Here is a 15,962-nt window from a genome sequence, read left to right as displayed (position 1 = left end):
TCTACCGATTTCTTCTGCAATACGTCCGGTACTGCCAGTATTCACGGTAGTATTTAGCTGCAATATTTTTCGCATATTCAAGATATAGATCGTAATAAAATTTCCTTTGAAAAAGCAATATTCCTTTCAAGATTTCTTTTCACTGATTGATAATCTATATCCTCATCCATTCGTTCAAAAGAAGTATCATCTTCAATGACTCTGTTCTCCAAGCCTACCATATCCAACAAAGAATCCATTCTTGAATTAACACAATCTTTACGTTTAAACACCCAAAAGGGTATTTCATAAATAATAGAAAACGCAGTTCCATGAAAAGAATTGGAAATAAAGCACTTTGCATTTCTTATCCAATTCAAAAAAGCTTCCGGACCTGCATTATTTATATTTTTATCCGCATATCGATGTGGAATAAAATCATTAATCGAATATATTTTCACTTTGTGCTTTCGAGCATACTCTTGAGCAAAAACTTTTATTAAAGGATTATTCCCAAAATCATAAACTAAAATATAATCCTCATCCAATGTTTTCGATTCAGCTATTGAATTCCACTTTTCTCTATCTAACAAAAAAACAGGATCTACTACTTGCTTGGATACAATACCAAGTCCAGAAAGAATTTCGACTCCATGCTTTTCTCTTACAGTAATCAACTCAAAATTTTCAAGCATTTGTTTCACAAACAGTTCATATCCTTTTTCAATATGATCCATACCAAAACTGGCAGCATACGACATCTTTTTAGCCTTTCCCCGTACAAATCCTAAATAATTTGCAGGATCTTTACCATTCGCATGATTAGAATTCCAAACTTGATCACTTCCTACTATAAAAACATCAGCACATAACTCTGCATCTTCTTTCAAAGCATCATAAGAAAAATATTTCTTTTTTGTAAGACATAAATATTTCAGAGTAAATGAATCAAACGCTTTTTTTCTTTCATATGTATAGAATCTTTTAGGAGCTAATAATAAACATACTAAAAACTTTAGAATAAAGATATTTCCCCATTTATATTTCGTATCCATATACCAAAAATTATATCGAGCATTAGCATAGCTGGGTTTATAATCAATTACCTGTACCTCGCAGCCTTTTTCTTGTAAATATTTCATCAAAGCATATGCTTGTAAAGAAGCACCGTAATTATATACATCATGAGATGTTATAGTTTTAATTCTTTTCATTTAGCAATCATCCTTTTAATCTTATTAAAAACTCTTTTAGGAATCATTAATATTTTATATGGTTTCAAATAATCAGAATAAATCTCATGAAGTTCATTGTCACTCTTTAGAGCCTTAAGTACATATGGATAAATAAAAGGACGACTAACTTTTTCCCTCATTTGCCCTTCCAGCACAACTGAAACTACTTCCTTTTTTAAAACACAGGTTTCTTGAAGTTTAGTAATAACTCTTCTCCCTTTATCCGTAAAAACAAGAATACCGTTAACCCCTTTGTCATTCTTCTTATACGCGTTTCCCCACAAATCTCCTATACGAATATCTGCGGATGATGAAAGAGCTTTATACTTACATTTACTATAACAAGCTTTCCCCAAACAACTGTTTCCTAAAAAGAATTTATAAAACAGATCTCCATCTGTCAATTTAGAAAAATAAGTAAATTGTCCGATTCCATTATTTTCATTTCCACCACACTGATTAATTCCCATAGCCCATGAGTCGTGCCAACCATCATTCTTATTTCTCCAAGAAACATCTTTAATTATATCTACCGAGTTCTTTACGAAATCCAGATATTTTTTCCATAATAACATAGATGGAACACCATGACAGAAAAAATCCATTAAAACAAAATGCTCCTCTATCTTTCTTCTTCGTATATATTTACGTATAGAATCTATTTGACAAGGAGTACCTGTTACAAAATAATTATCATCACGGTTAATCACAGAAAATGCATCCAATGTATAGCTGGGTATATATTTAGAGCCAACACTTGCTGAAAACTCCTCTATATTTTCAGCCATAAAATGTTCCGCCCTATCCAAATCAACATTATATTTTACGCCACATGCCTTATAGCCACCTGCCAATAACATTTTACCCATTTCATAAGCAACACCTCCTGTAGAGCACCTGTTCAATACAGTCTCATCTTTACTCCATCCGGCATAAGCCTCTATTTCGTTTGAAGATAATGTTATTTCATCATTAAGATATGCACAGACAGACAGACATTGAGAACAGTTTATACATTTGTCCAATTCGCTTATATAAGGTTCATAAAATCCGTCCTCATTTAATCGGATAATGATAATTTGTTTAGGACATGAGATAGCACAGACACCACACCCATAACAACCTTTCACAAAAGATATATTTGTAAACATCAAAAAATATTATATATATTTACTTACAACATATTCCGGAAGAATATTTTTTTCAAAAAGGAATGGAACTTTTTCAAAAGATTCGTTCAGTATCACCCTCAATGCTTCAGACAAATTTTTTATATCTGTATCATATTCTTCAATCAATTTAAAAGAATTATTTGATGTAATTATTCCTTTTCCTGCAATATATATTCCATTTAAATCAGAAGAATAGTCTCCATCACAACTAAGAATCTCCCAAACACCTTCAGAAGAATTTGTCGTAATTACAGGAGTATTCAATAACATAGACTCAATTATAACTCCAGGAAGTCCTTCACTATACGAGCATGAAACCAATACTTTTGCATGCCTCATATATTTATATGGATTATTTTGTCTTCCCCAATAATGAACCCGCTCTCCAATACCAGCATTGATGGCTTCCTCATATAAACCACTCCAAAGATGATCTACATCCTGCCCTATATATACTAATTGTATATAAGGAAATAACTCTTTTTGCCTTATAAAAGCCTGCAATATTCTATCCGGTGCTTTATTTTTATCTAATCGACCACAATATAATATAACAGGAAATTTGAATACCTCCTGTTCCATCTCAGATAGTTTCTCTAAAGATTTATTTACAATATTTTCTTTATCATGAATATTGTAAACAACCTCCACTTGCTGTGGATTAATAGAAGAAAAAGAATTAACTATCGAATTTCGTACTTCATTACTCACACAATACAGATAATCTAAATGCGGATATATATAATGGTAAGTAAATAATGTTATCAAATATTCGATTTTTCCTTTTTCTTTCACTTGTGTATGCGGAGAATGGAAAATACCAATTTTAGTTTCCTTCCCCCCTGCAAGGACGTTTACAGTTGAGCAACTAAATAAAGTAGATATTGTTACATCCGGAGAAAACTCTTTCTTTATTTTTCTCAACCACTTCCTCTCTATAAAAGGCATAATAAAACGCCTCAAGCCATGACTTCTTCCTTTTATGCAATATTCACAATGTTCCAATTCATCATAACCATTCTCAAACTTATGAATCATGGCACATCTTACTTCCGTAGTAGCACTTTTCAATAAAGATTTATACAAGTTTAAAGAGCATAAGCCAATTGTTCCACGATTATAAGGAATAACAAGAAGTATTTTTTTCTTTATCATTATATCAATTGGAGTTTACTTTAATACCATCTTTTTTAATAATTTTTGCAGGAATTCCAGAAACGACACAATTATCCGGTATATCTTTCACCACTACTAAGTTCGGAGCAATAACCACGTTATTCCCAATAAAAACTTTACCTATAATCTTTGCCCTTAAAGCAATCTCCACATTATCTCCAATGGTTGGTACGTTATCAAAAGTGTGTTTTGTTCCTATTACTACTTCTGGAGTTATTAAGCAATTCTTCCCCACCCGTGCTTTTGTTGCAACTCTTAAGAAAAACAATATGAGATATATACAATCCCGATCCACATGTATTTATTCCTATTTTCATTTTATATCTAATACTTACAATCAAAATTATTTCTTATCATATACCGCAATTACCTTCTATATTTTTTCCTAACTCATCCGAAGAAATAAACTCAACATCCGGCCATTTCTTCACAATTTCATTCAACAAATTCCGAAATAAAACTATATTCCTATCTTTGTTTTGCACATCTATATTACCAATAAAATTCAGTCTATGTGAACTTATAACCGCTGCCTTACCCCACCGAAATGCTATATTGACTCTATTAAGACAATCATTAAGCCAATCAAAACTAGGATTTTGGCTAGGTTCAAAGTAGCAATTTCGCATTAAATAAATCAATCCACTATTGCTGTATGTTCCTTGAAAATTTGTCTTCCTATATGTAAAAGAGCATCCATCATCTATTGGTATTTTTTGCGTCACCATACCTTGAAGATATTTTACTCCATTTTCTTTTAGAAACGGCTCTATCAATGGGCTCCAAGTATACGTTGTAGCAATAAAAGATTCTGATCGATATCCAAATATTTGTTTAAACAAATCCAATCCACTCTCAATAACATGTTTATACATTATGATATCCTTCTCTCTTGCAGAATCAAATGCCCCCATATAATTACCTTGGATATTGGGCGAAACATTAGAAGTCAACCCAAAAGTACCTAATTCAAATGCCCTTTTAGTTACAAGATCTTTTCCTTCTCGAAGTACAGCAAGCCATTTTTTTACATTCAAATGTTCTCTCCCGTGAAACTGTGGATGAAAAACACCTTCTTTAATCCCTTCTTTCCATAAATCAAAGACATGCTCATGAGCAGAACTATTTGCCATAGTCACAGTAATTGGTTCATAAAAATACTCACAAAAATCAGCTTCTCGTATCTTTTTGAAATCAGGATTAGCTACTACTGCATCAGCTGTAAATACAGCATAATTACCGTTTTTATCCTTAACAGAAGTCAATACATCAAACAATGCTTCCAAGTCTTCCTTATTCGCTAAACTATCATATCGACAATAAGGATCATTATCTACCCTAATTCCCTCCTTTAAAAACTGATTATAAATTTCCTTAGATGGCATACGTATAGCCCCCCAATCATCCGATTCAATAACGACTAATTTACGCTTAGTACGCCAACCAGGAATATTCAAGAGATTATGACTTATTATCTGCTTCAATTTCATTTTTAAAATGACTTAAATTGTTCTATTACGAATGACAATCTTGCTTGTTTTGAAAGGTGTTCCTTACCATATTCTGCAATATGCTTTCTATCAAAGGTAGAATTGATTAATTTCTGAAAATCAAATTCAGCAAAATTTTTCATCTGCCATTCAGGTATAAGTACTCCTAACCCGTTTGGCTCACATATAGCAGAATAGTCACCAACGCCTTCGGAAATGATAGTCGGGAGTCCACAGAGAATATATTCTGCAAATTTGGAAGGAGACGCCACGTTATTCATTGGCACGTTCTCTCGGAACAGAATACCATAATCAGCCGCATTAAGATATTTGACCATCTCCGAATTAAGTACAGCTTTGTTAATAAACTTTCCGTTCAAAGCAGGATAATGCTCAAGGATATCATTTTGATTAATTGTATCACGGGATAGGAGAAAGAATCGGGCATTATCATCTTTCCGGGCAACATAATCCAAGAAAGATACTACTTCATCAAGTGAGTGATAGGCGTTATATAATCCGCCAGCATACAGATATACCTTGTGTTCATTCTTAAGCCCATGTTCATCGCGTATGTTTTTTCTGAGATTTGCATCATAATAAAATTTTCGTTGATCTGATAGACAAGGATAGATGAAGAACTTATTTTCATCTATTCCATAATTCATCATCAAGTACTTCTTAAGAACGTTCGATACAGAGAATATTTTATCAGCAACTTGACATGTTACACATTCCGTAAAAGAAATATGGCTAAACATATCAAATTGACGCTTATCCAGCTTCCTCTTCTTTACAGCATTATATTTATTTTCCTCAACAGATGCAGCCCTTGAATCATAGATAAAAAACACAGGTTTACCAAGCATTTTTTTTAGTAATCCCATCTCTTTTCCGTAAACCATTCGTGAGAATATTACAATTTGATCTGCATCTTTTGAAACCTCACGGATCTTATTTGCCCATAATTGTGCATTCAATTTTATGAATAATCCGCGAGAAGGAAAAGAATAGGAATGGCCTTTATACAATTCTCCTAATGCTGATCTAATTCCATCCTCTTGTCGCTGTTTCCAGTTTTTCTTTTTTAATTCACGATAAAAGAATAGATGAATATAGTTAAAGAATATTCCATTCTCTTTATATAGTTTTAACCAGTCTGCTACTTGAGTTTCGAAAACTGTACCATCGTAGTGCTTAGCACTTAAATAGATAAAAGACGTTGATTTCATATTGTAACAGCTTTGTTTTTACAAGACATTCGTATACACAAAATAATAATAAGAATAACAATAGTTTCCCTTAAATCTGCACTTACCATAGATCTCAGGAAATACGATAATAAAATCAAAATAAATGGAGAAATGGTTTGAATGTTTTGTTTAATCAGGTTATACGACTTGATTAAAGGATTAATTGTAAACCAGATAAAAACAAGAAAACCAATAATTCCCATTTCTGCTAATAATTCGACAAACAAATTATGCTCATTGCAGCCGAACTCTCCATTTATATGAAATCTGCCGAAACCAACTCCCATTAGAGGATTAGCATAAAATTGAGACATTGCAGTCTGTATAATATTGTCACGAGCGGAATCCTTGCCCTCCGTCGAACCTAATAAAAATTCTAAAGATTGACTGTCAAGACTTAAAAGAATTGTATATCCTCCCACAATGAATAAAAATATCAAAAGCAGATTCTTAAACTTTAGTCCTTTATATACAGATAAATAAGCAAGCCAAATTATAGCATATAATAGAATGGCTTGTCTTGCTGCCGCATACCATACAACTAATGCAGAAAGAACAACAACAAATGCGTTGAACCGCTTCGATGTTTTATCTACAGAGAAAAGCGTAAATATCAAACCAATACATCCATGAACGCCAATACTCTGATAATTAATGTGAAATACATCTTTATCACCTGCAATATAATCATTTATCTCATTACGAAACCCAGCAAATGAATATAACAAACTATTCAATGATGCTTTTATACCCATCAACTCATTCATATAACCTAATAAAAACAAACTGTACAAAATAAACATTAATCCAATATTACCAAAAGAATGTTTTTCCTGAAACAAAATTAAATGAGAAAATGCAATAGTGTAAGTAACGATGTTCATTAGCATAGCAATAAACTTTTCACCACTATAATTACCTCCTGTTGTTGTAATAATAGAAAAGAGTACAACAAATATGAATATACATAGAGGCCAAAAATTTGAAAACCAATTATTTTTATAACTAATAAGGTCTTTAAACATGAAAATCGCTGATCCCCATATTAATATGGATCCTATAAATCTTACCCCTTCTTGAGCATAGAAAGAACCAAAAACAGATCCTAACAACATGAATACTATTGCCGAATCCTCTTTGCGCAAGCAAAACAATTGTGATGCAATGATTAAAAATGACAGAGTTAAACTATTGGTAATACCAGTAAACATATTTGCCGTTAGTAGAACTGTCAACACAAGAAGTATGTATTTATTCAGTGTATCCCTCATCTCTCAGATGTTTGCAAATTTTGCGAATTTGATAAATATTATTAATCTCTTTAGACAAAGAGTTTAGGAAACCAACAACATGGTCTTGATGAATATAATTGTATATTTTACGTAATCGTTGATCCGATAGTTCTTGGAATATTTCAGCAGCATATTTCTTGCTTTCTGAAACATTTAGACGTTCTTGAAGCATATAGCGCATGTTAGGCATTTTTTGCGAAGCATAGTTCTGATCAAAAAATAGCCATTTCATTTTTTGTTTCTTTTCCCCCAAATATGACAAGTAAATACCTTCGGCATCAACATGTGGCACAGAAATAAAATAGCAAAAAATTCTCGTGCTTACTTTTAAATTAGTATATACTTCAACCAAAGTGTCAAATACATATCTATGTTCCCAATGCCAATCAATAGGTGATGGGGAAAATACTGCATCATATTTATTGGATACCAATAAATCTTTAAGTGTCTGTGTAATATCGGAAGAAGTAAGCAAAGAAAAATGACGATCCATTGCACACTTTCTTATCTCTTGATCTCTAATAACTTTATTCTCCTCGCTTTGATTATATCCATATAGACTATAATACAATACATCAGCTTGATATCTATCAGAGGATATTAATGAACTACAGCCAATCCACTCGTCATCGGCATGGGGGCAAAGTATTAGTATTTTCTTTATTTGCAAATCATCAAAAGATTGATGAGATGATTCTACCAATTCTTCTTCAATGCATCTACAATACTGCCTCTTCCAAGATATCTTTTGTTTATGGTCCTGCCAAATAGAATAGCACACCCTGAATATCTTTCTCAGTATATTCATAATCTTTTATAAATGTTAAGATGCTGTACAAAAATTGCAGATAATGAATACTTCTCCTTGACAAAATCAGAGAACTTTTCATCAATTTCTTTATTATATGCCTCTATGATGGCCTCTTTAATATCAGTAATATTTGTTGAATCTATCGCAATTGCATTTTTTGAGAATCCAAATTCATCTAAGGGTAAAACATCAGTAGCCACAATGTTTGATTTAGTCATAGCACCTTCAAATATTGCATTTCCAAAAATTTCATGATGAGAAGGCAAAACAACGACCTTTGCTGCAGCATAAGCCGAAGCCATTAATGGATCAGAGTGCTTTATCCAACCTGTGAAATAACAGTTTGTACCTGCCTCTTTTTGGCATTGATCAAAATAATTAGGTGCAGAGGGGTCTGCTCCACCTACAAATACAACGGGAATGTCTGTATCCTTTAGCGCACGAATCACCGAAAGCTGATTTTTGTTTGAATCAAAACGCCCTACTTGTAACACAAAAGGTCGAGTAAGTCCTAGTTTACCCATTATCAATTCAGGATCTCCATCAAGTACCTCTTCAGAAACACCATTGGGGATTACATGAATCTTTACCGGATCTATACCATAAGCATCAACAATATAATCCTTTTCTTTACGCGTTTCAGTGATGATAGCATCTGCCATCTGCAACATAGATTGGCGGATATTTTCATTTGTCTGTAGATGAAGGTATCTACCAAATTTTATTTTGAGACGTGTTCTTTTTGCATCAGCTATAGTAACTATAGAAGAAATTACAATTTTCTTTCCAAGTTTTTTTGCCATGTACATCTGATCCATGAATTCAGCCTTCAATGCAAAATAATGAATAATGTCGTAATCCATTACCTTATCATTCCAAACATCAAATTGTTTTATCGTTAAATCTGAATCTTTTGCAGAATGAATATAGTTCATCACCTTTGAATACACACCTCCAGCTGTATTTTGGGCAAAATTATAATAGCTATTTACAAGAATCTTCATTTTAATTTCATCATTATTTTTGACAGTTTACTATTTATCGCATGTCTCTCATTCATATTTAGTCCTAACAAATATGCACAGATACATACACTAATTACACTCAACACTGAAACTAATGAGAATGAAAAGAATCCTACAGGCAATCTAAAATAAATAAATAATGGTAATATAGGAGAAACAAGTGATACTAACGAGATGTAAAAAACAACATTTTTCAAATAATCGAAATAAGAGAAATCGATATCCTTACGACTCAATGATATTCTGGCAATCTGTACTATAACGGACAAAACTATCTGAATGACAAATACTACTTCAGATTCAAAACCCATTTCAAGGAACAAATATCCTATTGGAATTACCGATAAACAAATTGACGATTCCCATATTTTGAACTTCTTTATGTTTCCAGTTGCATTATTGGCCACACTAAGAGGATTTGCTAAAGGATCTAAAATAATTGCAAGTATAATTAGTCTCAAAAATGAAGCGGTATGGTCTGGAACTTCTTTTAGCCATACACCCAATATATACTCAGCCTCAATCAATATAGGAAGAGCCATACATAAGAGTAGGTAAAATGACATCTTTGAACTTTTAAATACAAGAGCATGGAGACGCCCCTTGTCATTAGATGCGTATGCTTTTATTATCTGAGGGCTGACTGCTATTTGAAAATTTGAAACAAAATTTTTTACTACTCCCTGCACTTGAACAGAGATCCCTCGCGCTGCATTAATAGCAGGTCCAAAAAATATATTTAAGAGAATATTTATACCCTGAGAATAACATACTGTAGCTAAATTGGGCAGTATTGACCAACCTGCAAAACTTGTCATTTCTCTAAGTTGGGTAATATTCCTCATATTAATATTCCTAGATTCGCAAAACTGTTTTTTACAGTATATTTGATAGAATACCCTATCCAATAACTGAACCGCCAAAAGCAATCCTGCATAAAATACGAGTTGATCGTATCTTGTAAACATAATTATATACGCAATACCTAACTTTGCAAAAGCATAAAACAAAGATAGAAATGCAAATGTACCCATCTTTTCGTGGGCTATAACCAAAGCATTATAGGGTATACTCACTATTGAAACAATACATGCTAAAATAGAAAATTGATAAACCCAATGTGCTGCCACAAGTCGATCTGCTGGAATCACCATTTTGTTAATAAGGAACCAGAGGCCGACAGTTTCTGACAAGATTAATACAATAGCTGCAAGGAGCCAATGGATTAGACATGTAGTAGAAAAAGTTTTTTGCAATTCGTTCAGTTTTCCTTTACCTAATGCATATGTGATATATCGTTGTGTAGAGTTTCCCATTGCAGAACTCAAGAAAGTGAACATCGTAACAACACCACCTACCACATTATATAGTCCATAATCTTCTACTCCTAAGACCTCCAATACAACTCGACTGGTATATAAGGATACAGCCATTAGGATAATCATCCTGATATACAACAATATTGTATTTTTAGCTATTCGGCTATTTGCGTTAGTACTACCCATTATTATATTTTGAATAGTTTTTTACAAAAGAGACCCAATCCTTATTGTTTAAATCATAGTAAAAGATATCACGCTTTGATGGTCTTATTGAAGGTATGCGTAATTGCGTATTATGGTGTGCCTCCAATTCGTAATCAATATCGATAGTTTCAAACGAATGTTTTATTCTATCTATTATTTTCTGTCCTTTTTCAGTATTTACAATTATTACAGACTTTGCAGATTTAGGATAAAAAGCAGGATAGTATTTTTCACTATCAAAATCACCAAAAGTCAAGTCTCCAATTCTTTCACGTCGTGCATATTGGCAGTAATAACACGATTCTCTAAATGACAGTCCTTTTAGGAACGTACTATAGTAGATGTCGCTAAAACAGGATTCTCTAATATTACGACCATCAACAACAGCATTTAGCTCGTAACTTGTACGGCCTTCTTCTCTTGCCTTTCTATTTCTAAATGAATATGAACTCAATTTTCCTTTATATTGTTGGGTGATATACGTGTCCCAATACTTTGGGCTTGGAACTCCATGGCAAATTAGACTTACGGTCAGGAGTTTTTCTGTGGTGGCGGTCCCAACAAAAGAAAGTAATGCTGCCACTTGACAAGGAGTGCCAGTAAACAATACATATTTATCCATGGATAGTAGCTCTTTAACTCTAATATATACGTGTTCGATGTTGCTTTGAATATACTTACTACTTTGCATAGCAGGTATTTCATTCATTGAAGTTGCTTCAGTATGCAGACATTTGAATTTTTTGTCAAATACCGCACCAAATACATGCCCGTGAAGTTCTTTAATAAAGTAACGGGATAGAGTCACAAACGCACCTCCTGATGCACTGTTATTTAATAAAGTATCCTTAGAAAGACATGCAATTGCCTCCATTGGACGCATAAACTCCAAAGGTGTTATACTGGGACACCTCTTCGTGCATCTCCCACATTTTTTGCACCGTTGTTCATTCACTACAGGATATCTAAAACCCTCTATATCCGACCTCATCTCAATGGCACCAAAGGGACATATCTGCACACATAATCCACACCCGGTACAACTTTTCTTGTTCAAGTTCGATACGTTGTCCAATAAAGGTACTTCAGAAATTACATTCTTTCTTGAGCAACTAACTATATTTGCAAGATACTGTATAGACCTTTCTCTTTCGATTCTCAATTTTGTGTTTATCTCATCATATGTTAGTATAAAAAAATTACCATCGATAGGTTGTTCTGGATCTATATATCTTTTAGACAAACCTACCATCTGAAGAATAAATGACATCCTACCTTCATTAGACTTCCACTTATTATTCTTTGTTCGATGAACAAGAGCAAATGGTTTTTGAGAAATCAGAGAAAACATTAAGCCATGATAGGTATTGGTAATAATGAAGTTCGCATTCATGAAGAGACTAACAAATTCACGTGGTCCATACCCCATCCTGTATCCATTATCAATCTCTATCTCATTTTGCTCCATATCCATTGGAATGTACCTTATTCTAAGATTTCTATCTTTTGCTATTTTAGAAATTTCTTTTTTATGAAATCTTGACAATCCACCAAACATATAGCAAAGAATATACGGATCTTTCTCTTTTTGTACTTCAATATTTAGTTCGTTTATCCATTCATCCCTCGTTAAAAGAAGAGTTGGATCTAATGTCTGAACGGCTTTTTTAGTAGTATTCTTTTGGACATAAGAAACACCTTCTTGCTCACGACAAGAGACAATATCCATTTCCTCAATGTACTTTTTAATCAAAACACGTTGTTCTTCAGTAAGAACATTTACTCCAGTCAAACTTGGAGAGAATGAGTAGCGCTTCCCCTTATCTGCAAATTGCAAAAAATATGCCTCTAAATTCTGGCCTATTGGAGTCCACACCATATCGCTTCCTGTCACAAAACCATTGTAGCGATAGTTGGCTTCTGAAAGATCCTCATATTTGTAATATGGCTCTTGAGAAGTCTTGAAATACTCAATATGAAACTTGGAATATGCTTGATCAGTAAGTATCCTCCTCCCTCTTAACTTCACAATTCTCTTATAATGAAATAAAATATTAAAAATCATTTTGGGATTGTGGATGAGATTGTATAGACGTGAGTGTTTCTCTACAACTTTTTCATTATGTTGGTCAAAATATCGAAGAAATTCAGCATCTGCACCTAGCTCATTCAGTTTCTGCTGTAAAGCAAAAGCTTGTAAGGCTGCACCGTTGTTATGAGCTGCATAAAATGTCATTATGCCAATTTTGGGTTTATTCATAATTATTCCCTTAATTGTTAGTTCTGACAGGTGGTATTGAACCACACTGACAAAAGTTGCTAAAGTCAGCCACCTGTACTGCCAGAAATCCTTTAGTAATTCACCTTATTAATTAATTAGATATGATATACACCCTCAAGAGGGCAGATGTTGAAACAATCAAGAATTACTTTGCCCTTGATCTTGTTCCAATTTTGCTTGATGTGGTCGTGCTTAACCATAATGACAACCAAATCTACATCGGCGAGGAACTCATCGAAGTCGTCATACTGGTTTTCTGCGATCTTGTGGCCGATGAGGAAAGGATCGTAGCATTTGAGAGGACGTGCAAGGTGACGTTCCTGAAGCTCGAGCATCTGAAGGGTTGGAGACTCACGATAATCATCGACATTCTCTTTATAAGTAAGACCATAAAGACCAACTTTGCGGTTATTGTCGATATTGTTCTCCTTCATGATCTCGTGGATACGGTTGAGGACAAACTCAGGCTGACTGTCGTTGGTCTTCATAGACTCGTCAATAACCTTAGCGAGACGTGGGTAGTCGCCTACGAGGAACCAAGGATCTACAGAGATACAATGACCACCTACACCTGGACCTGGCTGAAGGATGTTTACACGTGGGTGCATGTTACAGATTTTGATGATCTCGTACACGTCCATATTGTCGTGACGGCAAATACGTGCAAGCTCATTGGCGAAAGCAATGTTGACAGCACGGAAGGTGTTCTCCACAACCTTGGTCATCTCAGCTGAACGAATGTCAGTTACAATGATTTCACCTAGGCAGAAGGATGCATAATACTCCTTTACTTTCTCGCCAATCTCCTTGGAGTCAGCGCCAATGGTACGGTTGTTGTGGAGAAGTTCGTAAACCATGTTACCCGGGATGATACGCTCAGGAGCGTGAACGAGGTTGAGGTCTTCGCCAATCTGGAAGCCGTTAGCCTCTATTACAGGACGAACGAAGTTGTCCATAGTACCGGGGCTAACAGTTGACTCGATAACCACTATGGCACCTTTCCGGCAAACTTTCATAACTTCCTTGACAGCAGCCACTACATAGCAAGCGTCTACTTTTTTCGAAAATTTGTCATAAGGAGTAGGAACACTGACGATGTACATGTCGGTCTTCTGATACTCGGTTGAAAACTTGATGCCGGCTTTCACCGCAGCATCGAAAAGTTCATCGAGACCATCCTCCTTAAAAGTGGTCTTACCTGCATTAAGGGTTGCTACAAGCTCCTTGTTGTAGTCTGTTCCAATCACTTCTACACCATGCGATGCCATCATCAATGCTGTAGGCAGACCTATATACCCCAATCCGATTACGTTTACCATAATTCCATACAATATTAAAGTTTTAATTATTATTTCTTCATTTTAGCACACATCATAACGATCAGTTTTCTTGCCTGCAAGCACATCTGCAATTCGGCGGCATGCTTGTCCGTCACCATAGGGATTAACAGCCTTACTCATTGACTCGTATGCCTTAACATCATCAAGAAGAGTACTAACCTCGTTCATAATCTTATCGTAATCAGTACCCACAAGGTGAACAGTACCACTGGAGAGAGCCTCCGGACGCTCGGTGGTGTCACGCATCACGAGTACGGGCTTCCCAAGACCCGGAGCTTCCTCTTGAATGCCACCTGAGTCGGTTAGGACAATGTTGGCTTTACTCATCAGATAAACAAACTCAAGGTACTGTAGTGGCTCGATGAAAAAGAAGTTAGGACGACTAAGATTTTCACCAAACACTTCGTGGATAGGCTTGCGCACGTTGGGATTGAGATGCATCGGATATACAAAATCAACTGTGGGATACTTCTCAGAGAGATCCTTCATGGCGGTCACCATGCGGATAAAGCCTTTACCAAAGTTCTCGCGGCGGTGACCGGTAATGAGAACAAGTTTCTTGCCATCAGCAAGACGAGTCATATCATAACCGGCTTGCGAAAGTACATTGTCCTGCTCCCTGGCGAGGGCATCGTCAGTATTCAACTTATCTATCACCATATGAAGAGCATCAATTACGGTGTTGCCTGTTACATAGATGCTACCATAAGCTTTCTCCTCCTGCAGGTTCTTTTCAGAGAGCGGAGTTGGTGAGAAATTGTAGGTAGCGATGCGACCTGTTAACTGGCGGTTCATCTCCTCTGGCCATGGAGAGTAGATGTTGTGAGTACGGAGACCGGCCTCTACGTGACCGACAGGAATCTGTGCATAGAAAGCAGCAAGGGCACCTGCAGTAGAAGTTGTAGTGTCACCATGAACGAGAACAATGTCCGGATGACACTCTTTAAACACATCACGGAGTCCAGTAAGGACGCGAGCAGTTACATCAGTAAGATCCTGACCTTGCTTCATGATGTTGAGATCATAGTCAGGCTTAACATCAAAGATGGTGAGAACCTGATCCAGCATCTCACGATGCTGGCCAGTTACACAAATGACAGTTTCGAATTCATCTTTACGCGTCTGGAATTCCTTTACAAGCGGACACATCTTGATAGCTTCGGGACGGGTACCGAAGACAAGCATAATCTTTTTCATATTTAAAATTGTATCTTTTTACAGAGGTATATTACATCTTACACCATCTTTTTTCTTTATAATAGCAGGATTACCTACTACCAGACAATTATCCGGCACATCTTTAACCACTACACACCAGCTGCTATGGTTACATTATCACCTATATTTACTCCACCTATTACGATTGCACCAGTCACAATTCG

General features: G+C 35.1%; 13 protein-coding genes. All 13 read right to left on the bottom strand.

Annotated features, from left to right (window positions below):
* Nucleotides 1-77 precede the first annotated feature (77 nt).
* The 13 genes from QVP90_RS11325 to wecB all read right to left on the bottom strand — a co-directional run bounded on the left by QVP90_RS11325 (nt 78) and on the right by wecB (nt 15,777).
* Entirely contained in the window at nt 78-1,193 is a 1,116-nt protein-coding gene (locus QVP90_RS11325; RefSeq protein WP_021936481.1) for a polysaccharide pyruvyl transferase family protein, read from the bottom strand.
* Nucleotides 1,190-2,365, bottom strand: coding sequence for a Coenzyme F420 hydrogenase/dehydrogenase, beta subunit C-terminal domain (locus tag QVP90_RS11320; RefSeq protein WP_021936480.1), 1,176 nt, complete (start codon nt 2,363-2,365; stop codon nt 1,190-1,192). The genes QVP90_RS11325 and QVP90_RS11320 overlap by 4 nt, the downstream gene beginning before the upstream one ends.
* 9 nt (nt 2,366-2,374) lie before the next feature.
* Nucleotides 2,375-3,541 carry a glycosyltransferase gene (locus QVP90_RS11315; RefSeq protein WP_021936479.1) on the bottom strand — a complete coding sequence of 389 codons (1,167 nt, stop codon included), beginning with the start codon at nt 3,539-3,541 and terminating at the stop codon, nt 2,375-2,377.
* A gap of 4 nt (nt 3,542-3,545) precedes the next feature.
* Entirely contained in the window at nt 3,546-3,797 is a 252-nt protein-coding gene (locus QVP90_RS11310; protein ID WP_406566610.1) for a serine O-acetyltransferase, read from the bottom strand.
* 118 nt (nt 3,798-3,915) lie between these two features.
* Nucleotides 3,916-5,052 carry a hypothetical protein gene (locus tag QVP90_RS11305; protein ID WP_021936477.1) on the bottom strand — a complete coding sequence of 379 codons (1,137 nt, stop codon included), beginning with the start codon at nt 5,050-5,052 and terminating at the stop codon, nt 3,916-3,918.
* Nucleotides 5,053-5,054: 2 nt separating this feature from the next.
* On the bottom strand, nt 5,055-6,284 hold the full coding sequence (locus QVP90_RS11300) for a glycosyltransferase-like (RefSeq protein WP_021936476.1): 1,230 nt from the start codon (nt 6,282-6,284) through the stop codon (nt 5,055-5,057).
* Nucleotides 6,281-7,576, bottom strand: coding sequence for an O-antigen ligase family protein (locus tag QVP90_RS11295; protein WP_264380988.1), 1,296 nt, complete (start codon nt 7,574-7,576; stop codon nt 6,281-6,283). The genes QVP90_RS11300 and QVP90_RS11295 overlap by 4 nt, the downstream gene beginning before the upstream one ends.
* A complete protein-coding gene (locus QVP90_RS11290; RefSeq protein WP_021936474.1) occupies nt 7,557-8,405 on the bottom strand; it encodes a hypothetical protein in 849 nt (282 codons plus the stop codon). Before QVP90_RS11290 ends, QVP90_RS11295 begins: the two co-directional genes overlap by 20 nt.
* On the bottom strand, nt 8,402-9,412 hold the full coding sequence (locus tag QVP90_RS11285; protein WP_021936473.1) for a glycosyltransferase family 4 protein: 1,011 nt from the start codon (nt 9,410-9,412) through the stop codon (nt 8,402-8,404). Before QVP90_RS11285 ends, QVP90_RS11290 begins: the two co-directional genes overlap by 4 nt.
* Nucleotides 9,409-10,866, bottom strand: a complete 1,458-nt coding sequence (locus QVP90_RS11280) for a lipopolysaccharide biosynthesis protein (RefSeq protein ID WP_264380987.1) — start codon at nt 10,864-10,866, stop codon at nt 9,409-9,411. Before QVP90_RS11280 ends, QVP90_RS11285 begins: the two co-directional genes overlap by 4 nt.
* Nucleotides 10,867-10,930: 64 nt before the next feature.
* Nucleotides 10,931-13,219 (bottom strand): polysaccharide pyruvyl transferase family protein, encoded by a 2,289-nt coding sequence (locus tag QVP90_RS11275; protein ID WP_264380986.1) that lies wholly within the window; start codon nt 13,217-13,219, stop codon nt 10,931-10,933.
* 116 nt (nt 13,220-13,335) lie between these two features.
* On the bottom strand, nt 13,336-14,559 hold the full coding sequence (locus QVP90_RS11270; RefSeq protein ID WP_021936470.1) for a nucleotide sugar dehydrogenase: 1,224 nt from the start codon (nt 14,557-14,559) through the stop codon (nt 13,336-13,338).
* Between the two features lie 42 nt (nt 14,560-14,601).
* Nucleotides 14,602-15,777, bottom strand: coding sequence for a non-hydrolyzing UDP-N-acetylglucosamine 2-epimerase (wecB, locus tag QVP90_RS11265; RefSeq protein WP_021936469.1), 1,176 nt, complete (start codon nt 15,775-15,777; stop codon nt 14,602-14,604).
* Nucleotides 15,778-15,962: the final 185 nt, after the last annotated feature.

Origin of the sequence: Bacteroides sp. CAG:189 (assembly GCF_000432295.1) — a bacterium.
Taxonomy (GTDB): domain Bacteria; phylum Bacteroidota; class Bacteroidia; order Bacteroidales; family Bacteroidaceae; genus Bacteroides; species Bacteroides salyersiae.
The sequence above is the reverse complement of the archived record's forward strand: the minus strand, read 5'-3'. Positions and strand labels throughout refer to the sequence as shown.